Annotated in this window: 23 protein-coding genes; 14 read left to right on the top strand and 9 right to left on the bottom strand. The window is 59.9% G+C overall.

Annotation, left to right across the window (positions count from 1 at the left end; all coding sequences use genetic code 11):
- Positions 1-5 precede the first annotated feature (5 nt).
- The 5 genes from AB6T85_RS17265 to AB6T85_RS17245 form a co-directional block, all read right to left on the bottom strand.
- Positions 6-1,004 carry a Csu type fimbrial protein gene (locus tag AB6T85_RS17265; RefSeq protein ID WP_369896261.1) on the bottom strand — a complete coding sequence of 333 codons (999 nt, stop codon included), beginning with the start codon at positions 1,002-1,004 and terminating at the stop codon, positions 6-8.
- Positions 1,001-3,397 carry a fimbria/pilus outer membrane usher protein gene (locus tag AB6T85_RS17260; RefSeq protein WP_369896260.1) on the bottom strand — a complete coding sequence of 799 codons (2,397 nt, stop codon included), beginning with the start codon at positions 3,395-3,397 and terminating at the stop codon, positions 1,001-1,003. Before AB6T85_RS17260 ends, AB6T85_RS17265 begins: the two co-directional genes overlap by 4 nt.
- Positions 3,398-3,400: 3 nt before the next feature.
- Positions 3,401-4,117, bottom strand: coding sequence for a fimbrial biogenesis chaperone (locus tag AB6T85_RS17255; RefSeq protein WP_253458288.1), 717 nt, complete (start codon positions 4,115-4,117; stop codon positions 3,401-3,403).
- Positions 4,118-4,135: 18 nt separating this feature from the next.
- Positions 4,136-4,615, bottom strand: coding sequence for a Csu type fimbrial protein (locus AB6T85_RS17250; RefSeq protein WP_253461218.1), 480 nt, complete (start codon positions 4,613-4,615; stop codon positions 4,136-4,138).
- Between the two features lie 74 nt (positions 4,616-4,689).
- Complete coding sequence (locus tag AB6T85_RS17245) at positions 4,690-5,256, bottom strand: spore coat protein U domain-containing protein (protein WP_125287232.1); 567 nt, start codon at positions 5,254-5,256, stop codon at positions 4,690-4,692.
- Between the two features lie 538 nt (positions 5,257-5,794).
- On the opposite strand from AB6T85_RS17245, the gene AB6T85_RS17240 reads away from it, so the two are divergent.
- Positions 5,795-7,927, top strand: a complete 2,133-nt coding sequence (locus tag AB6T85_RS17240; RefSeq protein ID WP_301250627.1) for a putative bifunctional diguanylate cyclase/phosphodiesterase — start codon at positions 5,795-5,797, stop codon at positions 7,925-7,927.
- Between the two features lie 57 nt (positions 7,928-7,984).
- The gene (locus tag AB6T85_RS17235; protein ID WP_253458292.1) at positions 7,985-9,412 is read left to right on the top strand and encodes an aminotransferase-like domain-containing protein; all 1,428 of its coding nucleotides are present in this window, start codon (positions 7,985-7,987) and stop codon (positions 9,410-9,412) included.
- 4 nt (positions 9,413-9,416) lie between these two features.
- Here AB6T85_RS17235 and AB6T85_RS17230 read toward each other — a convergent pair whose 3' ends face one another.
- Entirely contained in the window at positions 9,417-9,899 is a 483-nt protein-coding gene (locus AB6T85_RS17230; RefSeq protein ID WP_125287235.1) for a YlaC family protein, read from the bottom strand.
- Positions 9,900-10,543: 644 nt separating this feature from the next.
- Between AB6T85_RS17230 and AB6T85_RS17225 the strand changes: the two genes are divergently transcribed.
- From AB6T85_RS17225 to AB6T85_RS17170, 12 genes are all read left to right on the top strand, one after another.
- Positions 10,544-11,446 (top strand): hypothetical protein, encoded by a 903-nt coding sequence (locus AB6T85_RS17225; protein ID WP_301730009.1) that lies wholly within the window; start codon positions 10,544-10,546, stop codon positions 11,444-11,446.
- A gap of 678 nt (positions 11,447-12,124) precedes the next feature.
- The gene (locus AB6T85_RS17220) at positions 12,125-12,709 is read left to right on the top strand and encodes a cupin domain-containing protein (protein ID WP_369896259.1); all 585 of its coding nucleotides are present in this window, start codon (positions 12,125-12,127) and stop codon (positions 12,707-12,709) included.
- A 353-nt stretch (positions 12,710-13,062) separates the two neighbouring features.
- Positions 13,063-14,718, top strand: a complete 1,656-nt coding sequence (mdcA, locus tag AB6T85_RS17215; RefSeq protein ID WP_253458301.1) for a malonate decarboxylase subunit alpha — start codon at positions 13,063-13,065, stop codon at positions 14,716-14,718.
- Complete coding sequence (locus AB6T85_RS17210; RefSeq protein ID WP_369896258.1) at positions 14,718-15,575, top strand: triphosphoribosyl-dephospho-CoA synthase; 858 nt, start codon at positions 14,718-14,720, stop codon at positions 15,573-15,575. The genes mdcA and AB6T85_RS17210 overlap by 1 nt, the downstream gene beginning before the upstream one ends.
- A 9-nt stretch (positions 15,576-15,584) precedes the next feature.
- A complete protein-coding gene (mdcC, locus tag AB6T85_RS17205; protein ID WP_253458307.1) occupies positions 15,585-15,884 on the top strand; it encodes a malonate decarboxylase acyl carrier protein in 300 nt (99 codons plus the stop codon).
- The gene (locus tag AB6T85_RS17200; protein WP_253458311.1) at positions 15,877-16,713 is read left to right on the top strand and encodes a biotin-independent malonate decarboxylase subunit beta; all 837 of its coding nucleotides are present in this window, start codon (positions 15,877-15,879) and stop codon (positions 16,711-16,713) included. Before mdcC ends, AB6T85_RS17200 begins: the two co-directional genes overlap by 8 nt.
- Positions 16,710-17,501: a biotin-independent malonate decarboxylase subunit gamma gene (mdcE, locus tag AB6T85_RS17195; RefSeq protein WP_253458315.1), complete on the top strand. Its 792-nt coding sequence runs from the start codon at positions 16,710-16,712 to the stop codon at positions 17,499-17,501. The genes AB6T85_RS17200 and mdcE overlap by 4 nt, the downstream gene beginning before the upstream one ends.
- 57 nt (positions 17,502-17,558) lie before the next feature.
- Positions 17,559-18,515 (top strand): AEC family transporter, encoded by a 957-nt coding sequence (locus tag AB6T85_RS17190; protein ID WP_369896257.1) that lies wholly within the window; start codon positions 17,559-17,561, stop codon positions 18,513-18,515.
- 2 nt (positions 18,516-18,517) lie between these two features.
- Positions 18,518-19,120 carry a malonate decarboxylase holo-ACP synthase gene (locus AB6T85_RS17185; RefSeq protein ID WP_369896256.1) on the top strand — a complete coding sequence of 201 codons (603 nt, stop codon included), beginning with the start codon at positions 18,518-18,520 and terminating at the stop codon, positions 19,118-19,120.
- Positions 19,117-20,022, top strand: a complete 906-nt coding sequence (mdcH, locus tag AB6T85_RS17180) for a malonate decarboxylase subunit epsilon (protein WP_369896255.1) — start codon at positions 19,117-19,119, stop codon at positions 20,020-20,022. The genes AB6T85_RS17185 and mdcH overlap by 4 nt, the downstream gene beginning before the upstream one ends.
- Positions 20,023-20,513: 491 nt before the next feature.
- Positions 20,514-21,740 (top strand): cupin domain-containing protein, encoded by a 1,227-nt coding sequence (locus tag AB6T85_RS17175; RefSeq protein ID WP_301730013.1) that lies wholly within the window; start codon positions 20,514-20,516, stop codon positions 21,738-21,740.
- Positions 21,741-21,877: 137 nt separating this feature from the next.
- Complete coding sequence (locus AB6T85_RS17170; RefSeq protein ID WP_369896254.1) at positions 21,878-23,149, top strand: acid phosphatase; 1,272 nt, start codon at positions 21,878-21,880, stop codon at positions 23,147-23,149.
- 41 nt (positions 23,150-23,190) lie between these two features.
- Here AB6T85_RS17170 and AB6T85_RS17165 read toward each other — a convergent pair whose 3' ends face one another.
- The 3 genes from AB6T85_RS17165 to AB6T85_RS17155 form a co-directional block, all read right to left on the bottom strand.
- Positions 23,191-23,718: an OmpH/Skp family outer membrane protein gene (locus AB6T85_RS17165; protein WP_369896253.1), complete on the bottom strand. Its 528-nt coding sequence runs from the start codon at positions 23,716-23,718 to the stop codon at positions 23,191-23,193.
- Between the two features lie 144 nt (positions 23,719-23,862).
- Complete coding sequence (abgT, locus tag AB6T85_RS17160) at positions 23,863-25,389, bottom strand: p-aminobenzoyl-glutamate transporter (protein ID WP_369896252.1); 1,527 nt, start codon at positions 25,387-25,389, stop codon at positions 23,863-23,865.
- Between the two features lie 264 nt (positions 25,390-25,653).
- Complete coding sequence (locus tag AB6T85_RS17155) at positions 25,654-26,967, bottom strand: M20 family metallo-hydrolase (RefSeq protein WP_369896251.1); 1,314 nt, start codon at positions 26,965-26,967, stop codon at positions 25,654-25,656.
- Between the last annotated feature and the right edge of the window lie 3 nt (positions 26,968-26,970).

The following is a 26,970-nucleotide window of genomic DNA, read 5'->3' as shown; positions in this document are numbered from 1 at the left end:
GTGCCCTAAAAAGAGAGATCCACCACCACGCTGTCGCTATAGTTGCCCGCAGGCGGCGTGGCCTGCGAAGTCAGTATGCGCGCCGTATAATTAAAAGTGCGGGTCAGGCCGTCGGTGGTAATGCTGTTGGCCGCCGAGCTGGCGACGCGCTCCGTACCTGTCGGCCCCCAGCGCGAGGTCGTGGCGTTTTTATAAATTTCATAGGCGAGCCGGTTGCTGCCGCTGGCCATATAGCGCTGTGCGCCGACCGCATAGCCGCCGTTGCTCAGGCCAACCGTGTAGGTGCTGCCTTTGGTGCAGATCACATTAATGGACTGCGAAACCGCGTTAAAACTGCCGACCAGCGGCGCGCTGCCAAAGCTGACGTTAGGCGCGGTAATAGTGGTGCAGTCGTTGGTGACCACCAGCGTGGTGGTGATGGGCACCGTGCCGGAACCGGTCTGCTGACTGCCCAACAAACAGGCGCCCAGCGCGCCAATGCCGGTACAGATGTTATAGCTGACCAGAATATTCAGCGTCACCGTGTAGGTACCGGCGGCCACCACCTGGCCGGTCAGCGTCCTCAGATAAAGCGGGATAGCGAAGTTCTGTCCGCCGCCTGTTCCCAGCAAATTAAGCAGCTGCGCCTGGCTGAAGTTGACCGTAGTGCCGCCGATCAGCATCTCGGTGGCGCAGGCCGTGTCGCTGCATACGCGCAGCGGGATGAGATCCGTCCCGGTGCTGGAGGTTTTCAGCGCGCCGCGCGTGCTGCTGGTGTAGGTGGCGCTGGCCAGCTGAAACCGGATGTAATCGCTGGACAGCAGCGACAGCACGCTGCCCGAACCGCAGTTGACGTTAACGGTGGCGGTGGTGTTGCTCACCGTGGTGTTTACCGTAAAAGAGCTGACGCTGCCAAAGGTAGCCGTAGAGGTCGGCAGCGTGCAGGCCGCCCAGCCGGATAGCGAGCAGAGCATCAGCAGCGAAAACAGCGCCAGGTGAAAGATCGATCTTATTGGCAAAGTCATGGTGAGGTTCCTGAGGCAGCGGAAAGGGCGCAGGTCAGCGGCCCGTAAGTTTGTAGCGACGTCGGGCGACCGCCCGGCACGTCGAGCTTCGCTTCGCAATGGCGTCCGTCCGGCGTTTCCGCGCGGAAAAGGTTAACGGCAGCCAGGTTTTCCATCCAGACGATACCGTCCCAGCCGACATAGGTCGTCGCGGCGCCCGCGCGAATAATTTGGGTGGAAACGGGCAGCGGTTCGCCGTTCTGGTCGTGCAGGATCACGCTGGCCGCGCGCAGCGGTTCAATCGGGAAATGCAGCAGATAGCCGCTGTTGCGCTTGACGGCAAAACGCTGCTCGACGCTGGAGGTGGTCATATCGGCCGGCAGATCCAGCGTGTCGATATCATATTTGGCCGGATAATAGGAGCTGATGCCCGGCACCAGCAGATGGCCGCCGGCGTCCGTTTTGCCCATCAGCTGGTTTTCGTAGCGCACGTTGATATTGGGATAGTCGGTTTTCACCACCACAAAGGCATCGTTAACCTCATTGGCAGCAAAGTAGCTGCCGTCCATCAGCACCAGTGAGCCGCTCACGTCGGCCCATTCGGTGGTGTAATCGCCATCGCCGTAGAAGCCCGCTGAAGTCTCAATCTTCTGGTTGCGCCAGCTCAGGCTGGCCTGCTTATAGTCGCCGCCGCTGCTCTGGTTGGCCCAGGAAGCGTCGTAAGCCAGTCCGCCGTCGGTAGGCATGGAGCGCGAAACCGTTACGCGCTGCGAGGTGGTGCCCTGCTGGTCGCGATCCAGACTCAGGCTGGCGTTACCGCGCTCGCTGAACGGGATCACCAGCGAAATGGTGCCCGTCCAGTCGCCCTGTCGCTGGTCGCGGCTGGCGGAAACGTAAAGACTGCTGTTGCCCCAGATATTTTTGCTCCAGGAAAGGTTCCACAGCTGGGTGCGGTCGCCGCTGCCGCTGACGATGTCGATAAAGGCCGCGCCAAGGCTGCCGAAGCGATCGAGCGAGACGCTGGCGCTGTACTGGGCGCTGCGGCGGCTAAGGGTGTATTCCGTGCCCGCCAGGCCGCTGTTGCGATCGCCGTACAGCGCCAGGTTGCTGAAGCCCGCCGAGCGGATAATATGCTGCGTGCCGATGTTGAAGCGGCTGTTGCTGTACTGATAGCCCCAGCTGTATTGATTGCCATGTTCGCCGCTCATCTGGCTTTGCGCCAGCGCCGCATTGACCACGCCGAGCGACCCCAGCCTGACCTGGCCGCCCGCGCCGCCCAGCGCCAGCGCGTCCGCACCTTCGGCATGGCTTTCCAGCGTCAGCCAGTCGGTCAGGCCATAGCGCCAGGAGCCGCTGGCGGCGGCGGAGCCATAGTCAAAGCTTTTGATGCCGTAATTATTGCGCAGCGCCCCAGCGGAAAAAGAGAAGTCAGAGAGGCCGGGCTTCAGCAGGCTGCTGGAGACGTAAAAGGGCATGGTGGTGGAGACGCGTCGGCCTGCGGCGTCGGTCGTTACCACTACCGCTTCGCCCGCGCCGTTAACAAACGGCATATTGGTCATCGACCAGGGGCCGGGCTGTACGTCATTGCTGCTGTTCTTATAGCCGTTGACGAAGAGATCGACCGTGGAAGGTACCGCCGCCTGGCCGGAGAAAGAGGGCAGCGGATAGGTCACCAGATCCGGGCGCACGGAGAAGTCGCGCGCGATCTGAATACCGCCCAGCCGCACGCTGCTGCTCCACGCCAGTGAATCGGTGATCAGATCGCCCACGCGCCAGCTCAGCGAACGGGTTTCATCCTGATTGCTCCAGTAAGTGTCATAGCGCAGATAGCCCTCGTTCTGCGAGCCTGCCGTCTGGCCGGAAAGCTGCTGCTGCCAGACGCCGTTGCTGGAAAACTGCCCCAGCGTGCCAAACAGGCGAAACTCGTTAAAGGCGGAAAGGCGGCTGCCGCTGGCAGAGGTACGGCTGGTGTAGAGATCGTAGTTAAACAGCGCGCCGGTAGAGGTTCTGCCAGGAAAGCGCGGGCCGTTCCGCTCCTCGTTATTCAGTTTCTGGCGCGGCAGCCAGCCGGGCGGCACCGTCAGCAAGAGGCGCTGGCGGGCCTGGTCGTAGTCGGCTTTTACCTGCGGCATGGCGGAAACATCCATCATCGACGAGGTGATCAGCGCTGAAGGGATGCCGGCCCGCTGCAAATCGCCCGCGCGCAGATAATAATGGTTATCACGGAACTCCACCGGCACGACCTGGCCGTTGTCCTGCTCGTTGATCACCAGCCCCAGCATATATTGCTGGCTGGCGCCCGGCGCGTTTGGCGACGGCGGCGGCGGCAATGTGGAATAGGTTTCCGCGCGACCGGCTGAAGAGAGCAGGTAGCTTAACAGGCAGAGGGCCAGGGAGCAGCGGCGCCCGTTCATCGGCTAGCGCGCAGAGCTGCCGCTGCGCCAGGTCTGGTTATTATCCAGTTCCGCGCTGAGCTGCGAGCGGTCAGACGCCGGGAAATTAAGCGGAAACGTATTGCTCGATCGCGCCAGCACGTAGCCGAACAGGCTGTTTGACAGCGTCCGGCCGCCCAGCGAAACGTTGCTTAGCCGCGCGTGGCCGCTGCCGTTATTGGTAATAAGCAGCGCTGACTTACCGTTCTGATTAACGAGGCGCCAGCTAAGGTCGGGGCGGGCCGTGTCGGCTGAAAGGCCTTCGCCATAGGTAAACAGCGGCACGGAATAGCGCATCTGGAAATTAAGGCCCGCCTGATTTTCGCCAGGCTGCTGCGGCGTAGGGATCTCATCCAGCAGCACCCGGTAAGCCCGCTCCTCGCCTTTGGGCGGCGGGGTCTGGTTAATCAGCCTGACCAGCTGCTTCTGGCCCGGCTCTATCCTTACCAGCGGCGGGCTGGCGACCACCGTTTGCTGCGTCTGATACTGTTCGTGTCCGTCCTGCTGCTGCCAGGTGAAAACCCTGACCTGCATCAGCGTGGTCGCTGCGCCGCGATTCTCCAGCCACAGCTCGGTGGCTTTATCGCCGCTGTGGATTTTCGGATCGATGGGCCAGATCAGCACCGAATTTCCTGCCCACGCGGGCAGCAGTGAGCTAACCGTCAGTCCGGCCAGCAGTGTGAAAATACGTAGCGTCTTCATGAAATACTTTCTCCCTGTTTACCAACTCAGCGTCACCGTCAGCGTGTCGCTGTAAGTCCCGGCCCGCCGAACGCCGCTCATCTGCAGCCGACCGTATATCGGCAGCGTGATGTTATTGGCGTTACTGTAGGTCAGCGCCACGTTCTGATTGACCGGGATCGCACTTGCCGCACTGGCGGTGGCGCTGGTGTAAAGCGCATAGGCCACTAAATCGGTGTTATTAGCAATTTTAAGATTACGCGTGCTGGAATAATTACTGCCGCCGTTAATGCTCATGCTTAGCGCAGTGCCCGGCGTACAGGCCAGCGTAATCGTGGAGCTTTGAACAAAGCTGGCGCTGGCAGAAGCCGAACCGACGCCGGGGCGGGTGCCGAAGTTCAGCGTGCCGAACACGCCGGTATTGGTGCCGGAAATCACGCAGCCGTTCACTACCGACGCCGTCACCTGAAAAGTCTGCGTCGGCAGCGCTCCGGCCGGAAAGCTGATACAGCAAACCACGACACAAAGCGGGCTAAGCCAGCCCGCCGATGTTCTTTCCTGCCCCGACACGACGTGCTCCCTGCCGCCGTCAATCAGTAGTTCACGGCAACGTTAATCGTATCGGTATAGGTACCTGCCGGGATCGCTGCGTTAAAACCGCCGCCGGTAATACGACCGTAAATCGGGTAGTTGTCGCCATTGGTCGGATCCGTGGTGCCCGTGCTGGTCAGGTTAGTGTTGTTAGCGATGGGCGTGGTATAGGAAGTGGAGTTATAGAGCGTATAGGCAATGCCCTGCGTGGCGTTGCTGCCCAGCACCAGATAGCGAGGCTGCGCGGTTACTTCGCCAAACACGGTAGCGGGCGCGGCGTTGCTGCTGGTGAGCTGCACGTTATAGGTTTGACCAGTGGTGCAGCGCACAAAGATGCCGTTGCCCAGCGCGCCAACTAAGGTGGCGTTCAGGGTATCAAAGGTCGCGGCGCTGCTACCAAAGTCTAAGGTACCGAAGTTAACACCGGTGGTGGCGGTCTGGCCATTGACCAGGCAACCCGTGGTCAGGACCAGCGTGGCGTTAATAGTTCCCGTCGTGGTGGCGGCAAAGCCGGAAGAGGCCACGCCGAGACCCAAGCCGCAGCCCAGCAAAAAAAGCTTCATTTTCATAATCATTCCTTACCGATCAGACCAATGGAAGTGCTTTTTCGCCCGGTGTAAAAGCGTAAAAAATGGCCGCGATGCAGGTAAAACGCAGAGCCGGAAAGACCTGTGTTGGTCGCTATCCACGATAAAAGCCAGATTGACCAATTTCTGTTATGTTTAAAACTATAGAACAGCCTTGAACGCTGAGCTAAGCGAAACGCAAAATTTTGTTAATGAGTTGAAACAAAAGCAGACCTGCTTGCTGTAGCATGAAAAAAGACGCCTGACAAAAAATAATCAGCGCTGGCCCTGGGTTTTGCTGGGCAAAAAAAAGAGCGGATGCTAAGGTCGTTAAGCAAAAAAAACAGATAATAAACCCGTTTAATTATAAGGAGATAGATGGGTTAAGCCCGAGTCCGCAGCCGGGCATGGCCGCTTTATGCCACCAGGGGTAAAGTTGACTACTCTTTAGCCGATACCGTAATTGTTGAAATCGATTTATCAGCTTTATTATTCCCTTACCCGGTGCCAGTAATCTGGCTTTTGCTTCAGAGATTTGCATATGCTTATGAGCTCCTACGACCAGCTACTGGTTATCGTCTCCATCTTTGTTGCCTTCCTGGCATCCTATACCGCGCTGGATATGGCGGGCAGGGTGGCAACCTCTACGGGGAAAGCGGCCCGCGTCTGGCTGGTTGGCGGTGGCTTTGCGATGGGCATCGGCATCTGGTCTATGCATTTTATCGGCATGCTGGCGATGAACCTGGCGATGGTGATGAGCTACGATCCGCTGCTCACGCTGATTTCCATGTTTGTAGCCGTAGTCGCCTCGATTTTTGCGCTGTGGATTGTCTGCTACGGTGAACTGGTCTTTGCCCGTCTGATGGTCGGCGCGCTGGCGATGGCCACCGGCGTGGTGGCGATGCACTATATCGGCATGGCCGCGCTGATGTTTGAACCGGGTATCGTCTGGGACTGGCACTGGATTGCGGTGTCGATAGCGATCGCGCTGGGCGCCTCAACGGCCGCGCTGTGGCTGGCGTTTAAGCTACGTCAGGGCGAAGGGCATTTAGCGCTGCTGCGCGCCGGCGCGGCGCTGATTATGGGCGCCGCCATCGCCGGGATGCACTACAGCGGCATGGCGGCGGCCAGCTTCCCGATGGGCAGCCACGCCACGCAGATGGGCGTGAACAGCAGTTGGCTGGCGATGCTGGTCGTGGTGGTGACGCTCTCTATTTTGGGTATTACGCTGGTGGTTTCCACGCTCGACGCGCGCCTGCAGGCCAGAACGTCGGTACTGGCTTCTTCGCTGGCGGAAGCCAACCGCGAGCTGGCCCAGCTGGCGCTGCACGACAACTTAACCCGCCTGCCTAACCGTATTCTGCTGGAAGATCGCCTCGATCAGGCGCTGAGCAAGGCCGTGCGGGAAGAGACCGCTTTCGCGCTGATGTTTATGGATCTGGACGGTTTTAAGGCCGTTAACGATGCGTTTGGTCACCACGTTGGCGATAACCTGCTGGTCGCGGTCACCGAGCGGATGAAAAATTTACTGATCGGGCACCATACGCTGGCGCGACTGGGCGGCGACGAGTTTGTGCTGCTGGTGGAAATCAGCGAGCCGAACGATGCCGCCGCCGTGGCCGATATGCTGGTCAAGGCTATCGACGAGCCGTTTTTGATTTCGCGTTACGAGCTGGTGGTGTCGCTGAGCATCGGTATTGCGGTCTATCCGGGCGACGGCAACGACGAGCGGGAACTGATGTTCAACGCCGATGCCGCTATGTACCACACCAAAAACAACGGCCGTAACGGCTATAACTTCTTCCAGCCGTCGATGAACACCATCGCGCAAAACCAGCTACAGCTGATCAACGATCTCTGGCTGGCGCAGGAGCACGACGAGCTGCGCCTGTTCTACCAGCCGAAATTTTGCGCGCCGCAGGGCCCTATCGTCGGGTTTGAAGCGCTAATCCGCTGGCAGCATCCGCAGCGCGGGCTGCTGTCGCCCGACATTTTTCTGCCGCTGGCGGAAAAAACCGGGCTGATCGTCAGCATCGGCAACTGGGTGATTAACGAAGCCTGTCGCCAGCTGAGCGTCTGGCATCGAATGGGCAATACGCAATGGTCGATAGCGGTCAACCTGTCGTCGCTCCAGTTTGAGCAGGCCGGACTGGTGGAAACGGTGGTCGCCGCGCTGAAGAAACATCAGATTTCGCCAGAGCTGCTGACGCTGGAAGTGACCGAGACTACCGCCATGCGCGATCCCGACGAAAGCGTGCGTATTTTAACCGAGCTGACCGAACTGGGCGTGAAAGCCTCGATTGACGATTTCGGTACCGGCTATTCCAGCCTGCTTTATCTGAAACGTCTGCCCGCCAGCGAGCTGAAAATCGATCGCGCCTTCGTTAACGAGCTGCATACGCAGAGCGAAGACGCCACTATCGTTACCGCTATCGTGGCGCTGGCGCAGACGCTGAATCTGAAAGTGGTGGCGGAAGGCGTAGAGACGGAGGAGCAGCAGGCCTTTCTCACCGGCCTGGGCTGCAACTCGCTACAGGGCTATCTGCTGGGCAAACCGGTTCCCCCTGAGCAGGTGCCGCACCTGAAGCTGTATGCGGGCAACCACGAGTCCAACCGCACGCCGGAACAGAAAAAAGCGGCGGAGGAGAAGATCCCGGTGTCAAAAGCTGTTTAATCGCGGCCCGGCTAACTATAATAGTTGCTCATTCCTGAGCACGGGCCTGTAACAGTTTTGGCAAAATATCTGCAGTTAATCGACCAAATCCAGCAGCAGATCGCCAGTGAGATCTGGCTGCCGGGCGAAAAACTCCCCTCGCTGCGCGAGCAGGTGGCGCAGAGCGGGATGAGCCTGATGACCGTTATGCACGCCTATCAGGTGCTGGAGAGCCAGGGCTGGATCGTCTCCCGGCCGCAGTCCGGCTACTACGTAGCGCCACGGGCGGAATTTCTCAGCCAGCCCGCCAGCCACCAGAAGGTGCAGCTCACGGAATCGGTCGATATCAACGACTTTATTTTTGAGGTGCTGCAGGCGTGTCGCGACCCGGACATCATGCCTTTCGGCTCCGCCTTTCCCGATCCTGAACTCTTTCCGCAGCGCCAGCTGATGCGCTCGCTTTCCGCCGTTTCGCACTCGTTAAAACCGGCGGACGCCTTAAACAATCTGCCGCCGGGCAACGAGGCGCTGCGCAAAACGCTATCCAAGCGCTATGCGTTACAGGGCATACAGGTTTCGCCAGAAGAGATCGTGATCACCAACGGCGCGATGGAGGCGTTGAACCTGAGCCTTCAGGCGGTCACCGCGCCCGGCGACTGGGTGGTGGTGGAAAACCCCTGTTTTTACGGCGCGCTACAGGCTATCGAGCGGCTTCAGCTCAAGGCTGTCGCTATCGCCTCGCATCCGCAGCACGGTATCGATCTGACGGAGCTGGCCGCCACGCTGGCGAAGCTGCCGGTCAAAGCGTGCTGGATGATGTCGAATCAGCAGAACCCGCTGGGCTGCACGCTAAGCCGCGAGAAAAAGCAGGAGCTGGTGGCGCTGCTGGAGGCGCATCAGGTGACGCTGATCGAGGACGATGTGTATAGCGAACTCTGGTTCGGCAGCGAAAAACCGCTGCCGGCAAAGGCGTTTGAGAAACAGGACAGCGTGCTGCACTGCTCTTCTTTTTCTAAAAATCTGGTGGCGGGGTTTCGCGTGGGCTGGGTGGCGGCGGGCAGACACGCGCAGCGCATCCAGCGACTGCAATTAATGAGCACTATCTCAACCAGCGCGCCGATGCAGCTGGCGCTGGTCGACTACCTGGGCAGCCGCAGCTACGACGTGCATTTACGCCGGCTGCGCCAGCGGCTGGAGCAGCGCAAAAGCCTGGCGCGGCAGTCGCTGCGGCGGCATCTGCCCGCCAGCGCCAAAATCAACGACTCCCAGGGCGGCTACTTTTTATGGATCGAGCTGCCGGAAGCGGTTAACACCACCGAGCTGTACTATCGGGCGCTGCGCGAGAAAATCAGTATCGCGCCCGGTAAAATGTTTTCTACCAGCGAGCAGTATGCCAACTATTTTCGTTTTAATACGGCCTGGGAATGGAATGACTCGCGGGAGGCGGCGGTAGCGACGCTGGGCAGGTTGATTGCGGAAATGCTTCAGGGCCAGCGCTGGCCCTGACATATCAGACGGCAGAGGCGCGTTTTTGGCCCCAGGTCAGATGATAAACGTCGTAAAAATCGACTTCGCCTTTCAGCTGCAGCAGCTTTTGAATGCCTTGCTTAACGTTGTCCGGCACCTGGCTGCTGGCAAGGATATCCTGGATCGCCTTGTCGGACAGGGTACGCACATAATACCATTCGCCGTTATAGCACACGCGCAGATCGAGCGTATCGATATCCTCAAAGCGGTAGCGCGGATTGACATCCAGCAGCATCAGGCCGCTCATCAGCAGCACGAAAAAAGTGGCGCCCCAGAACGCAGGCCAGCCCAGAAACTCCGTGGTAAAAATCAGCGCCACGGTCAGGGCGTAGCAGACATACATCGACGCCCATAAGCCGGGATGACTTTTCAGAAAATTGAAGCTGAAACGCGGTCGGTTATCGCGCTGTTCTTCACGATTAAGGGTGTCGATTTCGCGCAGCAGGATCTGTTTAACGTCTTCCACTCTGAACCTCCTCTTGGTACAGGCATCAGTAGACCACACCTGGCGCAAGAAGGGCAGACACAGTTAATGCGAATAAAGCTATAACAGTTGCCCATATAACAAAATTAACGTTCTTGTTACCAGAATGCGTCAGAACGGCCGCCGACTGCCGCAGGCGGAGCGCGCGGGGTGAAATGCCGACGGGATCGCCGCCGCAGCCGGAACAACAGCCTCTTTCAATTTATATACCTCTTTTTTTTCGGCATAAATAAGTTAATCGATAACGGGATCTATTATCACCAGGGGAAATAAATTGCCTGAAAGCGCAAGAAACATAATGAAAAAAGCGAGTGGCGCCTTGAAAAAGGCGGGCGACAGAAATCTGTCCGCGCCAGGTGCTAATACGCTTTTGTTTAATTTAATTACAGGTTTCGGCAATTAAAATGCGTGACGTGCCGATTTGTTATGGCCGCTGGCTTGTTATATGTTTGTACTCTCTTAATAACGGATGAAGCACCAGGTTAATTCTGTTTTTAAATATTAAGCTGCCTTCAAATAAACAGATAACAAGTTAAATCAGGTAAGGATTGCCAGGATGAAAATAGGGAAATATTGTTTTTTTGTTAATTATTTTGCTCAATCCAACCCGGGGCGGCGTGACAACGATGAAAAATAATTTTGCCAGCATCCATAGCAGAAAAGAAAATGGTACGGATAGCGCACGATCATTATTAACGGAAGGCGTGACGGCCAGCGTCTGGACGCCCGATTACGTTCTGCGCCTGCGGCAAAACATTCATCTCTGCGGCTGCTCTGGCTGCGACGGCGCCTCGCCGCTGCTGCAGTTTCGCTGGAATAACCACGTGCGCCACAGCGCGGATATCAGCTGCAACCGGGCGGCGGCGGAAATCCTGAGCCTGACGGCGTCCTGTACCCTGAGCGTCAGCGAAGACCTGGCCGAACATTTACCCGAACTCTCCGCAGAGCGTTTACAGATGAATCAGCACTGCCTGCGGCTGTTTGCCGCTTTCCGGACTGAGCCTGTGCTGTTGCTCTATGCGCTGTACGGTTTTATTCGCCAGTCTGGCCCGCTTGACCCGGAGCGGCGGGCCGCGCTGCTGGAGACGTGGCTACAGCCCGCTGGCCGCCAGCGGCTGGTGCAGGATTTTTGCCTGCAGCAGGATGAACACGGCTTTCCGCCGGTCGCCGGGCAACGTCTGGAGGCGCTGCCGATATGGTTACTGGTGGATAGCGACGCCAGACTGCACAAGCTGAAAGCGATGCGGAAAAAGGGTGAGGAGACGCTACGGCAGACGTGGCGCGGCCTGCAAAAAGCGAGCAGCGCGCGACGAAAGATCCTCGGTAATTTTCTGTTTTATGAACTCTGCCATAACTTTTTTCCCGGTCATCTCGTTACCGACTGGGAGAATAATTTTGCCGACCTTTGCCGGCGTGCCCTTAGCCTGCTCCTGCTGCTGACGGCGGTTTCACCTGAACTGGATAAAGAAAGCTTGAGCGCGCTTTTTGCCGCCAGCCATCGGGCTGCGCGCAGGGAAGCTTTTTCATAACAGGCGGCGGGCGGCCGTGAACAGGCGCCCGCTTCGGGCAGCTATAAACCGAGCCCGGCAATCAGGGTAAGCGACATTATGTTCTGCATCAGGCACGGCGAGCGCCAGAGGCGGGCAATCGGTGGCTTCTGCGGTGGGTTTCCGCTTCTCTTTGCGGGAGCGCACAGGAGCAGTGGCCGTCACCGGCGCGTGCGTTTCCGGCAGCAGGATAGTATGCCAGAGTCATCGGCAGCTTTAACCGACATTGCCCGGCTTTCGCTGCTCGGCCGTTTCACAATGCAGCAGCGATGCTGAATCCGGATCAACCAGCCCGTGATGAATCAGATAGCGAGCAACCATGAACTAACCTCCTGGTTAGCCAGGGGCATTAGCGCGGTTTTCCCATTTTTCCGGTGATCAATCCCTTATGTTTATTAAGTGATTAAGCCGCCGTTTAATTTTATTTTCTTCTTTTTAAAACCAGCCTGTTTTTACTAAATCGTTTTTTTTTGGCAGGCGCGTGGGCTATTTTCGGAATGCAAAATGGCCTTACATTTTGCCTCCGAGGCAGGCGGGTGAATAATTTGAGTTAAGTCGAGAAAAATTAAGAAGTTATGTGATCAAAAACCGATCGTAATGATTGCATCTTTGCCGCCAGGTGCCACAATTAATTAACACCGAAATTACAGGAGGCATCTTATGCTAACCCATGCTGGTAACCTGCTTGCGATGATGTCTTTTGCAGCCGGCACCTTTTCTGCGGGTATGTCGAACAATCCGCAATATATGACCTTTCAGCCAGCCAGCGGCGTGCCGAACAATCCGCTGCCGCTGATTATTTATCCGCGCGCGGTGCCGGGTGAGGTGGAGGATGTGGCGGCCTGGTTTGAAGAAACGTTCGCCAGCCATCGCTGGACGCCGCGCTGGCGCTATCCGATTTATCCCTATACCCACTATCATCCCAACACCCATGAGCTGCTGGGTATCGGCGCTGGCTGGGCGCAAATCCTTTTCGGCGGCGAAACGGGCAGGGCGGTCACCGTTCACGCGGGCGATGCGATCCTGATCCCGGCAGGCGTTGGCCATCAGCAGCTGGCGGGCAGCGAAGATTTTTTTGCCGTCGGCGCCTATCCACAGGGCATGGAGCCGGTGACGCGACGCAGCGATCTGGAAGATGTGGAAGCCTCGCTACTGGCTATTAAGCGCGTACCTGTACCGCAGCACGATCCCCTCACCGGCGGTGAAGGCGCGGTGACTGAAATCTGGCATCCTTTACAGAACTGATCCATTCCCTTCTTCTCAGCGCGTCTGCCCCGTCAGGCGCGCTTTGCCAAATATTTTTTTAATAATGTCTCTTTTTTAGACGGGTACTGGCGTACGCGTCTCTTTGCCGAAGCGGGCCGCATCCACAGCGCAGCACTGGCCCGGCGCCACAGGTTCTGCCGCTAAAACAGCGCCACGCCCGGCAGGGCCAGCGGCAAGCTGTGAAAAAAATATTTTGTCATCGCTGGTTACCCAATTGTTTTTTCATCGGTTTGCGCAATCTTTCACCGGCGGCTACCTTCAAATTCATCCGCCGGATCGGCGCTGTCGTCTGCATAAGCCGATCCCCCGCCTACTGCGTTACGGAGGTTTACATGCTGCCGGGACAAACGTCCAACCGCGTATGGGATACACGTCGAAGTGAAAAAAAACGCCGCATCGAGCAGCTCGGTATCAACGGCAAGGTGCTGCCGACCGACGATCTGGTCGATTTGCTACAGAGGCTGATCGCGCCGGGCGATCGCGTGGTGCTGGAAGGTAATAACCAGAAACAGGCGGACTTTTTGTCACGTAGCCTGGCCGAAGTTAATCCGGAGATCGTGCACGATCTGCATATGATCATGCCCAGCGTCGGACGCAGCGAGCATCTGGATCTGTTTGAAAAGGGGATCGCGCGCAAGCTGGATTTCTCTTTCTCCGGGCCGCAGAGCCTGCGTATTTCTCAGCTGCTGGAAGATGGCCAGCTGGAAATCGGCGCCATCCATACCTATGTCGAACTCTATGCGCGGCTTTATGTCGATCTCGCACCTAACGTGGCGCTGATTGCCGGCTATAAAGCCGATCGCAAGGGCAATCTCTACACCGGGCCGAGTACGGAAGACACGCCCGCGCTGGTGGAGGCCGCCGCTTTTCACGACGGCATCGTTATCGCTCAGGTCAACGAACTGGTCGATGACGAGTGCGATCTGCCGCGCGTCGATATTCCGGGATCCTGGATCGATTATGTCGTCGTCGCCGACAAACCCTTCTTTATCGAACCGCTGTTTACCCGCGATCCGCGCCTGATCAAACAGGAGCATATCCTGATGGCAATGCTGGCGATCAAGGGGATCTATGCCGAGCATCAGGTGCAGTCGCTGAACCACGGCATCGGGTTCAACACCGCCGCCATCGAGCTGCTGCTGCCGACCTATGGCGAAAAGCTGGGGCTGAAAGGCAAAATCTGCCGCCACTGGACGCTGAACCCGCATCCCACGCTGATCCCGGCAATAGAGAGCGGCTGGGTTGAAAGCGTGCACTGCTTTGGCGGCGAGCTGGGCATGGAAAACTATGTCGCGGCGCGTCCCGACGTTTTCTTTACCGGCGCCGACGGCTCAATGCGATCCAACCGCGCGTTTTGCCAGCTGGCGGGGCAGTACGCGGTCGATATGTTTATCGGCTCCACGCTCCAGGTCGACGGCCTGGCTAACTCCTCGACCGTGACGCGCAGTCGGCTTTCCGGCTTCGGCGGCGCGCCGAATATGGGGCACGATCCGCACGGCCGTCGCCACGCCACGCCTGCCTGGCTGGCGATGATTGACGAGCCGGATCCGCTGGCGCGCGGCCGCAAGCTGGTAGTGCAGATGGTGGAAACCTTCCAGGGCGGCGGCAAGCCGACCTTTGTTGAAAAGCTGGATGCGGTCGACGTGGCGAAAGCCTCAGGGATGCCGCTGGCGCCGGTGATGATTTACGGCGATGACGTCACCCACGTGTTGACCGAAGAGGGCATCGCCTATCTCTATCGCGCCAAATCGCTGGAGGAGCGCCGCGCAATGGTGGCGGCGGTGGCGGGCATTACCGATATCGGCCTGGGCGTGGACGCGAAAAGAGTGGCCGATCTACGCCGCGAGGGCAAAGTCGCCTTCCCGGAAGATTTAGGCATTCGCCGTACCGAAGCCACCCGTTCGCTGCTGGCGGCGGGCAGCGTGGCGGAGCTGGTCGAGTGGTCGGACGGGCTTTATCAGCCGCCGGCTAAGTTCCGGAGCTGGTAATGAAACCTTCTTCATGTTCGCTGAGCGATATTGAGCGGCAGGCCGCGCGGCTGGCGGAGCTGGCTACGCGCTGCCTGATCGACGAAGCCCGGCTGACGCCCAAGCCCGGCCTGGTCGATGGCAGAGGCAGCGGCGCGCATCGGGATCTGACGCTGGCGCTGATGGAGGTTTCGGCGCGCAGCCTTACGCCCGCGTTTTATGCTCTGGCGCTGCACTGCTGGCAGCGTCCGGCGGATATCGCGCTGCGGCAGCAGGTAGGCAGGCTGGGGCGTGAAGGCGAACGGCAGATGATGCAGGCGACGCGCGGCGTCAACACCCATCGCGGCGCGCTCTGGGCAACCGGCCTGCTGGTCAGCGCCAGCGCCATGCTGGCAGGTGAGGGCAGCGAGCGTCAGGTCGCGCAGGCGGCGGCCAGTCTGGCACAGCTGCCGGATGACGAGGCACCGAAACTCTTCAGCAAAGGGCTGCGCGCGACGCGCCGTTATCAGGTGCCCGGCGCGCGCGAAGAGGCGCAGCAGGGCTTTCCCCACATTATGCAACTTGGGCTGCCGCAGCTAAGGCACAGCAGGCACGACGGGGCGACGGAAGCGCAGGCACAGCTGAACGCGCTGATGGCGATCATGATTTCGCTCAGCGATACCTGCGTACTTTCCCGCGCCGGGCTTTACGGGCTGGTGGCGATGCAGAACGGCGCGCGCGCCGTGCTGGATGCCGGAGGGGCGCAAACGCCGCACGGGCAGCGCGCGCTGGCCAGGCTGGACGCACACATGCTGTCGCTGAACGCCTCGCCCGGCGGCGCCGCCGATTTACTTGCCGCCACGCTGTTTGTAGACAGGCTGGGCGACACCACTTTCTGAGAGGATTTTATGGAACAGATCACGTTTACCCTGTCGGCCACGCGACAGCTCAGCGGTAAAGCGCTGGCGGGCGTGGTGGGCTCGGGCGATATGGAAGTGCTGTTTGTGGCCGGAGCGGGCCAGCAGCTGACGGTCAACCTGACCACCTCCGTCGACAACAGCGGAACACGCTGGCGGGCGCTTTTCGATCGCCTGAGCGCGTTTTCCGGGCTGCCGGCGGGCGAGATGACCATTCACGATTTCGGTGCGACGCCTGGCGTGGCGCGTATTCGTATTGAGCAGGTTTTTGAGGAGGCCGCAGATGCGTGATGACAGCAGCTTTATCGAACTTAAGGCCCGCCAGCGCGCGCGGCTGCTGCTGGACGAAGGCAGCGGACGCGAGCTGCTCGATCCTTTTGACGGCATTATGTCGCCCTGGCTGCCTGCGCAGGGCATCGTGCCGCAGGCCGATGACGGCATGGTGGTGATGAAAGGTACCATCGACGGTCAGCCAGCGGTGGTCGTCGCCATTGAAGGATCGTTTCAGGGCGGCAGCATGGGCGAAGTTTCCGGCGCGAAAATGGCGACGGCGCTGGAGCTGGCTGCCGAAGATAACCGCAAAGGTATCCCGACGCGGGCGGTGCTTTGCCTGGAAACCGGCGGCGTGCGCCTTCAGGAAGCCAACCTCGGCCTGGCGGCCATTGCGGATATCCACGCCGCTATCGTCGATCTGCGTCGCTATACGCCGGTGATCGGCATCATCGCTGGTACGGTCGGCTGCTTTGGCGGGATGTCTATTGCCGCCGGGCTGTGCAGCTCGCTGATCGTCACCCGTGAAGCGAGGCTCGGCCTCAACGGCCCGCAGGTTATCGAACAGGAGGCGGGTATTGCGGAATACGATTCCCGCGACCGGCCTTTTATCTGGAGCATGACCGGCGGCGAAGCGCGCTATCGCAGCGGGCTGGCCGACGTGCTGGTGCCCGACGGCGCCAATGCGGTGAAAAAAGCGATGAACGAAGCGATCGCGCGCGGCGTGCCCGCACAGCATCGTTCGGACGAGTACAGCTACTATCTGCCGCGCCTGAGCGAAATGAACACCGAGCGACAGGCCGATGCGCAGCAGGTTAACGAAGTCTATGCAAGGGAGGATCGCGGATGAGCGTCAGTCGTGGTGAAAAATGGCTCAGCCTGTTAACCAACGGGGCTGAAAGGCTGGGCGGACTTTGCCCTTCGGTGCAGGCGGCCGATGCGGCGCTGGGCGAAGAAACCGCGCGTTATATTGCGGTGGTGCCGGACGAGCAAAACCACTTTCCGCGCGCCGCTAAAGGCGAGGTCGGCCTGCTGGAAGGCTGGACGCTGGCCAAAGTCATCGATGAAGCGATCGTGGCGGATGCGGATAAAGCGCAGAAGCGGGCGATTGTGGCGGTGATTGACGTACCAAGCCAGGCCTATGGCCGTCGCGAAGAGGCGTTCGGCATCCACCAGGCGCTGGCGGCGGCGGTAGGCGCCTATGCCAAAGCGAGGCTGGCCGGACACCCGGTGATCGGGCTGATCGTCGGTAAAGCGATGTCCGGCGCGTTTCTGGCGCACGGCTACCAGGCAAACCGGCTGATCGCCTTTAACGATCCGGGCGTGATGGTGCACGCAATGGGCAAAGCGGCGGCGGCGCGCATCACCTTGCGCAGCATCGAGGCGCTGGAACAGCTGGCACAGACCATTGCGCCAATGGCTTACGACATCGGCAACTACCAGACGCTGGGTCTGCTGGAAGAGCTGCTGGATATCGCCTCGCCGGATGCGCCTGAAGATGACGATGTTCAGCGGGTTCGCGCATCGCTGGAGCAGGCGGTCAGCTCGGCGCGTAAAGATCCCGCTCTTCATCGCCTTAAGGGCGAAAACCGCCGCAGCTCCGCGCTGGTGCGCGAAAAAATGCGCGCGGCCTGGTAATCCAGCAAGACAGCGGGCAATCCTGCCCTGACGCGTTCAGCCTGCGAGGCGCAAGTTATGACTTACGTGATCGTTCATGCTCTGGCTCCAATTTTCGTCATTATGCTGTTGGGTTTTTACGCCGGTAAGGCAAAGAAGGTCGATAACCACAACGTTGCCCTGCTGAACGTTTTCGTCATGGACTTCGCCCTGCCGGCGGCGCTGTTTACCGCCACGGTGCAAACGCCCTGGGCAGGTATCGTCGGGCAGGCGCCGCTGGTAGTGGTGCTGGTGCTGGCGATGTGGATAGCCTACGCCGCCATCTATTTTCTCTGCACCCGCGTGTTTCACAAAGCGCCGCAGGATGCCGCCGTGCTGACTCTGACCGTCGCGCTGCCCAACTACGCCGCGCTGGGGTTGCCGATCCTCGGCAGCGTGCTCGGCTCAACGCCCGAAACCTCGCTGTCGGTCGCCGTGTCGATAGCCTGTGGCTCGGTGCTGATGACGCCGTTTTGCCTGCTGATCCTCGAGCGTGAAAAAGCGAAAACCGAGGGCACGCAGCACTCCAGCGCCACGATGCTGCCAATACTGATGTGGCGATCCGTGATTAAGCCTATCGTCTGGTGTCCGCTGCTGGGCGTGGTGCTTTCCGCTTTTGGCTTTCATATGCCGGAGCTGCTGCTCTCTACCATCCGGCCGCTGGGACTGGCCGCTACCGCGACGGCGCTGTTTCTGACCGGGCTGATCCTCTCCGCACGTCAGATCAGGATCAATCAGGCGGTGATCGTCGCCAGCGTGACTAAACTGCTTATTCAGCCCTTTATCGCCTGGGGCATTGTGCTGGCGCTGGGGCTGCACGGCCCGCTGGCGATCACCTCGATCCTGATGATCGCGCTGGCGGCGGGCTTCTTTGGCGTGGTGTTCGGCAATCGCTTCGGCGTGGAGTCGCCGGATGCGGAAGCCACTCTGCTGATCACCTCCGTGCTGAGCATAGTGACGCTGCCGCTGTTTATTTCATTAACCGCAGGAATGTAGCAATGGATGTTCGGCCGCACGATCTGCTCTGGCTGAGCGATCGTGAAGCATTGCAGGGCGATTTGCCTGAATGGGTCGCCTACTGGCAGCCGGCTTTGCCGCTGGTGGTGCGACGCGACAGGGATGCGCAGGGACGTATTCCCGTCGGCGTACGCGGCCCGGCCCGCCATCAGCGCGCGGCGGGCTGGGTTGACGCTGCGGCTGTGGTGCGCGTGCTGTCGCCGGAAGCGCTTATCGATCGGCTGCCGCACACCCCTTTTTATACTTTGCCGCCCGTTCAGGCGGCGCTGCGGCTTGCGCAGGCGGACTGGCCGTGGGCATGGGGCGTCACCGGCAGCCTGGGCTATGCGCTGGCGACCGGCGAAGCCGTAATGCACGCGGGCAGCGATCTGGATTTACTGATCCGCGCGCCTGAGCCGCCCGCCGCATCGGCGTTGCAGCGCTGGCAAAGCCTTTGCGCCAGCCTGCCTTGCCGTGCCGATACGCAGCTGGAAACCAGGCTGGGCGGTTTTGCGCTGGCGGAGTGGCTGCGCGACGGCAAAGTGCTGTTGAAAACCGATGGCGGCCCTTTCCTGACCGCCGCGCCATGGGAGACGCCGCGATGAAAATCTTACTGACCTTTCCCGGACAGGGGCCGCAGCAGCCCGGCATGCTGCAAAATTTGCCTCAGGGCGAGGCAATCCTGAAAGAGGCCAGCGAAGCGCTGAATGAAGACGCCTCGGCGCTGGATTCGGCAGAGGCGCTGCGGCATACGCGCGCGGTACAGCTGTGCCTGCTGATTGCGGGCGTGGCGCATGCGCGGGAGCTGGAGCGACAGGGCCTGGCGTTTGCGATGACCAGCGGTTTATCCATTGGCGCCTATCCTGCGGCGGTAGTCGCGGGCGCGCTGGCCTTCGACGACGCGTTACGGCTGGTGGCGCTGCGTGGGCAGCTGATGGAGCAGGCTTATCCGGCAGGCTACGGCCTGACCGCGATTATCGGCCTGACCCAGAGCGAGCTGGAGCCGCTGCTGGGAGAAGAGAGCTGGCTGGCCAATATCAACGCGGAACGGCAGCTGGTGATTGCGGGCAGCGAGGCGGCGATGCAGGCGACGGCGGAAAGGGCGAAAGCCGCAGGCGCGCAGAAAACGCACCGGCTGGCGGTCAGCGTGCCTTCACACTGCGCGCTGCTGGCGGAACCGGCGGCAAAGCTGGCGGAGGCGTTTAAAGCGGTAACGATTGTTCGCCCGCGTCGCGCCTGGCTGAGCAGCAGCAGCGGCCGCGTGCTCTGGCAGCCGGCGCAGATAGCGGATGACCTCGCGTATAATATGTCGCGCACTGTGCGCTGGCATGAGGCGATGATAGCGGCCAACGAGCGCGACGTCCGGCTGGCGATTGAGGTGCCGCCCGGCGCGGTGCTGACCGGCCTGACCCGGCAGGCTTTCAGCGAAGGCGAAGCGCTTTCCCTGGAGCAGGGCGGCTACGAGCTGGCGTTAACGCTGGCGAAGCGGTTGCAGGCGCGCGGCTGAGCGTTGCGCCCGGGGCAGGATGACCAGCTCTTACCGCCCGGTAAACAGCGACAAAGGCTGCGCGACAGGATGAGCGGTACTGATCATCCGGCAAACAGCGGTAAAGGTTGCGCCACAGGCCCGTGCGGTCGTGTCCGCAGCGTGATAATGCCGCCGCGATATTTTTCGTTCTGCGTAACCACGTAACCAGGTGTTGCGCTCTTCTCCTCCCTCTTAATAAAAATAATTGATGACGAAACGGTCAGGGCGGACATTGCTGCTGGCAAAAACGTTTAACAAAGCTGTAACGTCATGATTATGTTGTCGCGTAGACCAAATTTTATAAATTTATCTGAACTATCAACAAAATTATTTGATGTGTTATTGCTTACATTTCAGCGTTTTTAAGCTTTTCCCCGGTGAGGTTCTGTTGATTTTTGTGTAGTTAAGCTTAAGTTCGCGTCCGCTATGCAGCGCGATGCGCCTTAACCCTTCGACACAAGGAAGCAGACATGAATCCTATTACTCGTCGCAGCTTTATGACCTTTGCCGCCGGCAGCACCGTTGCGTTGGCGGCTGGCTCCGTTCATGCTCACGATCGCACCGTGGCCGCGCAACCCTGGACAGGCCAGATGGGCGGCAGCGATCCCGGCCCGCACGATCCGCTGCGTCAGGGAGAAAATCCCGATATCGTCAATCCGCCCGCTACCGACAGCGGCACGCTGCCCAACCTGCGTTTTTCCTATAGCGATTCGCACGTGCGTAAAGGCAGCGGCGGCTGGACGCGGCAGATCACCGAGCGCGAGCTGGGCGTTTCCAAAAGCATTGCCGGCGTTAATATGCGCCTTAACAGCGGCGGCATCCGCGAGCTGCACTGGCATAAAGAGGGCGAATGGGCCTATATGCTGTACGGCAAGGCGCGCATCACCGCGCTGGACGTCGACGGCCACTGGTTTGTGGACGACGTCGGCGTGGGCGATCTCTGGTATTTCCCCTCCGGCGTGCCGCACTCGATACAGGGGCTTGGCCCGGACGGCTGCGAGTTCCTGCTGGCGTTTGATAACGGCGGCTTTGACGAAGACAGCACTTTTCTGCTCAGCGACTGGTTTAAGCACGTGCCGCCGGAAGTGCTGGCGAAAAACTTTGGCGTGCCGGTGGAAACCTTCAGCAAGCTTCCTTCACCGGCCGATGAGTATATCTTCGCCGCCACACCGCCGGGCGATCTGCAAAAGGACGCCATTGCGGGCGCGACCCGTTCCACCACCGCTTTCAGTCACCGGATGCTGGCGCAGCAGCCCATCACGCTAAAGGGCGGCACGGTGCGGATTACCGATTCCTCCCTTTTTAAGGTGTCAAAAACCATCGCGGCGGCGCTGGTGGAGCTGCAGCCGGGCGCGATGCGCGAGCTACACTGGCATCCCAATACCGACGAGTGGCAATACTACCTGGAAGGCGAAGGACGGATGGGCGTGTTTGCTTCTTCGGGCCAGGCACGCACCTTCGATTTTCGCGCGGGCGATGTCGGCTACGTGCCTTTTGCGATGGGCCACTATGTGGAAAACACCGGCGACAAGCCGCTGCGTTTTCTGGAGCTGTTTAAAAGCAGCTACTACGCGGATATCTCGCTGAATCAGTGGCTGGCCTCGACGCCGCCGCAGCTGGTACGCCAGCATCTGCATCTCGACGACGCTTTTATGCAGGCGCTGGATAAAAGCAAAAAGCCGGTGGTCGGCGGCTAAAGAACCCGGCAGGCCGCAGGGAGGCGGCCCGATCGCTGTGCCAATTCGTTTCAAAATATAAGTTGTCACTTTCCTGTCATCAACCTCTTCCAGCATAAAAGCCGATAAAGCTAACCGACTTAAATTAAGGAACTTTTATGCGCTTTCGTTATTCTCTGCTGGCCAGCGCGCTGCTGCTGGCGCAGGCTGCTCAGGCAAAAACCACGCCCGTTGACTTCGATAGCATCCAGAGGATTGTTGAAACCACCACGCCCGCCAGCAGCGATGCCCGGTTCGCGGCCTTTGACGCTCAAATCCAGCAAGATCTGATCGGCGCGTTGCAGGGCGATGCCGCGAAGCTGACGCGCGCGCAGCTGGAGAAAACCGCGCAGAGCGATAAGCTGGCGGATCGCGGCTGGCTGAAGGCGAGCGGCTACGACTTTGCTAAAAAAGCCAATCAGCAGGCGGGCATCGCGCTACTAAGCGCTTTCACCACGCTGCCGAAAAGCGAGCTGGACGCCAGCATGCAGCGCGTGGCGCAGGTTAACCTCGATGCGACCGACGGCCAGCGTCGTCAGGCGATTATTGATGCGGAAGGGCAAAACCATCTGTTTTTTCTGGCCGACGCGCTGGGGCCGAAGCTGGGTCAGGCCTTTCTGAACGCCTACACCAAAGGCGAGATGGGTAAGGCGGCGGCGCTGATCAAGGCCAGCGAAGTCAGCACCGGCGCGGCCAAAGCGCACTTTAACTATCCACGTCCTTTCCTGATGCCGGGCAACACTATCCATGCGGTGCCGGATACGGCAGTGGTGAAAGATAACCAGCCCTATCAGGCGAACGAAGGATCTTTCCCCAGCGGCCACACCAATACGGCATGGACCGATGCGCTGCTGCTGGGCGAAATGGTGCCGGAACGCTTTGTACCACTGATGGATCGCGCCGCGCGCTACGGCTATTCGCGCATGGTGCTGGGCGTGCACTATCCGATCGATCTGATTGGCTCCCGTATGGTGGCGCAGCGTAATGTGGCGCACTATCTCAACGATGCAAAGTATCGCCCGCTGTTTGCTGAAGCGAAGCAGCAGCTGCGCGACGCGCTGGAGAAAGAGTGCGGCACCTCGCTCGCCGAGTGCGCCAGACCATCCGGGGCAGCCGATCCTTACGCCGCGCCGCAGATGCAGCAGTTTGCACGCTTTGCCATGACCTGGGATCTGCCGCAGGAGAAAGTGAAGCAGGAAGCGGTTGTGGTGCCGGAAGGCGCTGAGGTGCTGCTGGAAACGGCGCTGCCGCAGCTGAGCGCGCAGCAGCGTCGGCAAAGGATGGTGGCGACCGCTATCGCCGCAGGCTATCCGCTTTCCGGCACCACGCCGGAGCAGAACTTCTGGCAGCGGCTGGATCTGTCAGCGGCGGCTGATATGCATAAAGGATAAAAAAGGGGCGGCCATCGCCCCGGTTCCTCTGTAATACGGCGCTATTTTTGCGTACTGGCTTCTGCCGCCGTTGGCTCCTCGCTTTTAACGCCGATTTTTGGCAGCGCGCCGAAATCGAGGGTTTTCCCTTTCAGCTCTTTCGCCAGCGCTTCGCTGATATCCGCTTCCGGCGCAAAGGCCAGTGCGGCCTGCGCAGGCAGGATCGCCAGCAGCTGGTGCTGCTCGCGGTACTTTCCGGCCGCCTCCGCTATCGCTTTCAGCGCGACGCCGTTAGCCCGGCGCTGCTCATGCTGCCACTCCAGATCCAGCAGCTGCCGATCGGCCAGCAGCGCGCTGCGTCGTTTCTCCTCCGGCAGCCTGGCGCCGTTTTCCTGCGCCATCTTCAGACCCTGTCGGAGCTGTTGATCGACCGTCTGCAGCCGCGTTTTCAGCTGCTCCGCCAGCCCTGAATCCTGCATAACTTTGTCAGGATTGATAAATTTCACCGGCCGCGTCTCTTGCCGATCGCAGCCCGCGAGCAGCGTTATAATTGCAAGACTCAGAGCCAGCACACTGATTTTTGGCTTCATTTCCTCTCCTTGTAGCCGGTTTCGGCATTTCCCTGCATGGGTTCCTTCAGGCGCTCAGACTATAAACGATAGCGCGTCCGGCGGCCGATATTTCCATCTTGTCCGTTGATTCACATCAACTTTATGCCCGTTGTTCCATTGGGATCAGGTCGGCATTGTCGGCCATACGCCGGGACCGATAGGCAGGCCGAGCGCGTACCATGCCAGCAGCAGCAGGAGCCAGACGCAAAAAAACAGCAGCGGGTAGGGCGCAATCAGGACGTAATAGGTGCCCAGCTGCGCATCCTTGCGGTAGCGCTGCAAAAAGCCCAAAAACAGCGGCAGAAAAGGCGACATCGGCGCCAGCGGCAGCACGGCCGAATCCGCAATACGGAAAATCATCTGCGCAAAAGCGGGATGAAAGCCCAGCAGCATAAACATCGGCACGAAAATAGGCGCCAGAATCGACCAGATTGCCGAACCGCTGGCGATAAACATGCAGAGCAGCGCAGAGAGGAACATCAGGCCGATAAAGGCGGGCGCGCCGGTCATCTCTGCTTTTTCAAGCAGATCGGTCAGCCCCACGGCCATAAACTTGCCCATGTTGCTCCAGTTAAAAAAGGCTACAAACTGCGCCAGCGGAAAGACCATCACGATAAAACCGGCCATGCTTTTCATCGGCTCAATCAACAGCTGCGGGATGTCGTTGGGTCGCTGGATCTGCCTGGTCGCCACGCCGTAGGCTATCCCGGCCACAAAAAAGAACAGGATAATCAGCGGCACGATGCCCTGAATAAAAGGCGAGGGGATCACGCTGCCCGTCTGCGGATGACGCAGCGGTGCACCTTCCGGCACCACCAGCAGCGCCACCAGCGCGATAAACACCAGCGAAGCGATGCCGCTGATGCGCAGACCGCGATTTTGCAGCGGCGTCAGCTTCGCCAGTCCGTCCTGCGATTCGCCGCGCCAGGCGGGCAGGCGCGGCTCGATAAACTTGTCAGTCAGCAGACCGCCCGCCAGGGTTAAAGCCACCACCGAGCTGGCCATAAAAAACCAGTTATCCAGCACGCTGACGTGCACGGTATCGCTGACCGCCTTCGCCGCCTCGGTACTGATGCCGGAAAGCAGCACGTCGGTAGTCACGATCAGCAAATTGGCGGTAAAACCGGAACCGACGCCCGCAATAGCCGCCATCAGCCCGGCGACCGGATGACGGCCCACGGCGATAAACATCAGCGCCCCCAGCGGCGGCATCACCACCAGCGCGGCATCGGATGAGATATGGCTGAAAAAGGCGATAAACAGCACCATATAGCTGGCGTAGCGGGCGCTGACAAATGACGCCATCTTATGCATCAGCGCCTGAAGCAGCCCCACTTTTTCCGCCAGGCCCGCGCCGATCATCAGCGCCAGGATCGATCCCAGCGGTGTAAATCCGCTGAAATTTTTAATGATCCCCGGCAGGATCCATTGCAAACCCGCCACGCTCAGCAGGTTTTTAACACGAATGACCTCGCCGTTGGCGGGATTGATCACCGAAACGTCCAGCCACGACAGCACGGCGGTTGCCGCCATCAGCACGATAATCAGATAAACGAACAGTAAGAACGGGTTGGGCACCTTGTTGCCGATGCGCTCAACCCAGCTGAAGACTCTGCCGGGACTTTTTCCCGGCGCGGTTGTATCACTCATGTTTTACCCTCTGTTGTGTTGGCTTTTTTATTGTCGGGCTGGGATCGGGCCCAGCCTCGGGCAGCGTCTGCGACGCCTTGCTGCAAAAGCACGTGCAAAAACCGTGCCTTACTGCCGGTGCGGTGCTATCTCCGCACGCGGCTTGTTACGTCATTAGTGCACCTGGCGATTAAAGCGGTGCGGTGCTGTCTCCGCGCGCGGCTTGTTACGCCGTTGGTGCGCCTGGCGATGAAAGCGGTGCGGTGCTGTCGCCATACGCGGTCGTTACTCGTTGGTAAAGCTGTCGATATGAAAGGCGAGGGCGGCCAACGTTTTGACCGCCGTCGCCATCACCGCCTCGTCAAAGTCGAATTTCTCATTGTGATGACCGGCGCTTAGCTGCGTGCCGAAAATGATGTAGGAAGCCTGGCCGCCGCGCGCCTTGACCCGCTCCATCATATAGGTGGCGTCTTCAGAACCGGCGGGCTGGCCCCGACTGTCGACCAGCGAGGTCAGCTCCGGAATGCGCGCGGCCTGCTGGCGGATATAGTTCACCCAGGGCCGGGTCGGCTGGCAGCTGCGCGCCGCGCCTATCAGCTTTACCTCGTGCTGCACGTCATACATCGCCGCCGCGCCCGCCACCACTCGCAGCGCCTGCTGATAGATAAAATCATTGATGTCGTTGGTGGCGCCGCGCGTTTCCACCTTCAGCAGCGCGCGATCGGCCACGACGTTGCGCCCGGTTCCCGCCTGCAGCACGCCTACGTTAATACGCGAGCTGCCGCCGCTGTGCTGCGGCAGGTTATGCAGCGCCAGCGTGGCCTGCGCCGCCGCCAGCAGCGCGTTTTTGCCTTCTTCCGGCCGCGCGCCCGCGTGCGAGGCTACGCCGCGAAAAGCGATATCCATTTTGGTGGTCGCCAGAAAGGTATCGCTACCGCACACCAGCTCTCCGGCCGGCACGCCGGTGCCGATATGAATGGCGGTAAAAAAATCCACGTCATCCAGCACGCCCGCTTCCACCATCGATTTTGCGCCGCGCGTGCCTTCTTCGGCCGGCTGGAAAATCAGTTTGACGGTGCCGCACAGCCGCGAGGAAAACTGCTTCAGCACCTGCGCCACGCCCAGCCCAATCGCGGTATGACCGTCATGGCCGCAGGCGTGCATCATGCCTTCGTTGCAGGAAGCGAATCCTTCAGCGAAAGGGCGATGCGCCTGCGCCTGCATTTCCACCACGTCCAGCGCGTCCATATCAACGCGAAACGCCATCACCGGGCCGGGACGCCCGGTCGCCAGCGTCGCGACGATGCCGCAAAAGCCGCCGGAAAAGTGCGGCAGCCACTGCGGCAGCGCGCCCTGGGCCAATGCCCGCTGCTCCTGCTGCGCCAGCACCTCCGCAGCAGGCACTCCCATGCGCGCCTCCGCTTTAATCACCTCTTTGCCCAGCTGTAGCGACCAGCCCAGGCGGTGCAGCTCTTCGGCCACCAGCGTGGCGGTGCGGAATTCAAGCCAGCCGGACTCGGCGAACTTATGCAAATCGCGACGCCAGTGTTGCAGGCGGGGAGAGATCTCTTTTACAAAATCGGTTACGGCTTGCTCCATTTC

The sequence above is a fragment of the Erwinia aeris genome, from assembly GCF_041224955.1.
GTDB lineage: Bacteria > Pseudomonadota > Gammaproteobacteria > Enterobacterales > Enterobacteriaceae > Erwinia > Erwinia aeris.
Note: the sequence above shows the minus strand (reverse complement) of the source record. Positions and strands in the feature narration are given on the sequence as shown.

Coding starts and splice junctions, on each gene's coding strand:
- AB6T85_RS17265 (WP_369896261.1), bottom strand. CDS start 1,004: ATGACTTTGCCAATAAGATCGATCTTTCACCTGGCGCTGTTTTCGCTG.
- AB6T85_RS17260 (WP_369896260.1), bottom strand. CDS start 3,397: ATGAACGGGCGCCGCTGCTCCCTGGCCCTCTGCCTGTTAAGCTACCTG.
- AB6T85_RS17255 (WP_253458288.1), bottom strand. CDS start 4,117: ATGAAGACGCTACGTATTTTCACACTGCTGGCCGGACTGACGGTTAGC.
- AB6T85_RS17245 (WP_125287232.1), bottom strand. CDS start 5,256: ATGAAAATGAAGCTTTTTTTGCTGGGCTGCGGCTTGGGTCTCGGCGTG.
- AB6T85_RS17240 (WP_301250627.1), top strand. CDS start 5,795: ATGCTTATGAGCTCCTACGACCAGCTACTGGTTATCGTCTCCATCTTT.
- AB6T85_RS17225 (WP_301730009.1), top strand. CDS start 10,544: ATGAAAAATAATTTTGCCAGCATCCATAGCAGAAAAGAAAATGGTACG.
- AB6T85_RS17220 (WP_369896259.1), top strand. CDS start 12,125: ATGCTAACCCATGCTGGTAACCTGCTTGCGATGATGTCTTTTGCAGCC.
- mdcA (WP_253458301.1), top strand. CDS start 13,063: ATGCTGCCGGGACAAACGTCCAACCGCGTATGGGATACACGTCGAAGT.
- AB6T85_RS17210 (WP_369896258.1), top strand. CDS start 14,718: ATGAAACCTTCTTCATGTTCGCTGAGCGATATTGAGCGGCAGGCCGCG.
- mdcC (WP_253458307.1), top strand. CDS start 15,585: ATGGAACAGATCACGTTTACCCTGTCGGCCACGCGACAGCTCAGCGGT.
- AB6T85_RS17200 (WP_253458311.1), top strand. CDS start 15,877: ATGCGTGATGACAGCAGCTTTATCGAACTTAAGGCCCGCCAGCGCGCG.
- mdcE (WP_253458315.1), top strand. CDS start 16,710: ATGAGCGTCAGTCGTGGTGAAAAATGGCTCAGCCTGTTAACCAACGGG.
- AB6T85_RS17190 (WP_369896257.1), top strand. CDS start 17,559: ATGACTTACGTGATCGTTCATGCTCTGGCTCCAATTTTCGTCATTATG.
- AB6T85_RS17185 (WP_369896256.1), top strand. CDS start 18,518: ATGGATGTTCGGCCGCACGATCTGCTCTGGCTGAGCGATCGTGAAGCA.
- mdcH (WP_369896255.1), top strand. CDS start 19,117: ATGAAAATCTTACTGACCTTTCCCGGACAGGGGCCGCAGCAGCCCGGC.
- AB6T85_RS17175 (WP_301730013.1), top strand. CDS start 20,514: ATGAATCCTATTACTCGTCGCAGCTTTATGACCTTTGCCGCCGGCAGC.
- AB6T85_RS17170 (WP_369896254.1), top strand. CDS start 21,878: ATGCGCTTTCGTTATTCTCTGCTGGCCAGCGCGCTGCTGCTGGCGCAG.
- AB6T85_RS17165 (WP_369896253.1), bottom strand. CDS start 23,718: ATGAAGCCAAAAATCAGTGTGCTGGCTCTGAGTCTTGCAATTATAACG.
- abgT (WP_369896252.1), bottom strand. CDS start 25,389: ATGAGTGATACAACCGCGCCGGGAAAAAGTCCCGGCAGAGTCTTCAGC.
- AB6T85_RS17155 (WP_369896251.1), bottom strand. CDS start 26,967: ATGGAGCAAGCCGTAACCGATTTTGTAAAAGAGATCTCTCCCCGCCTG.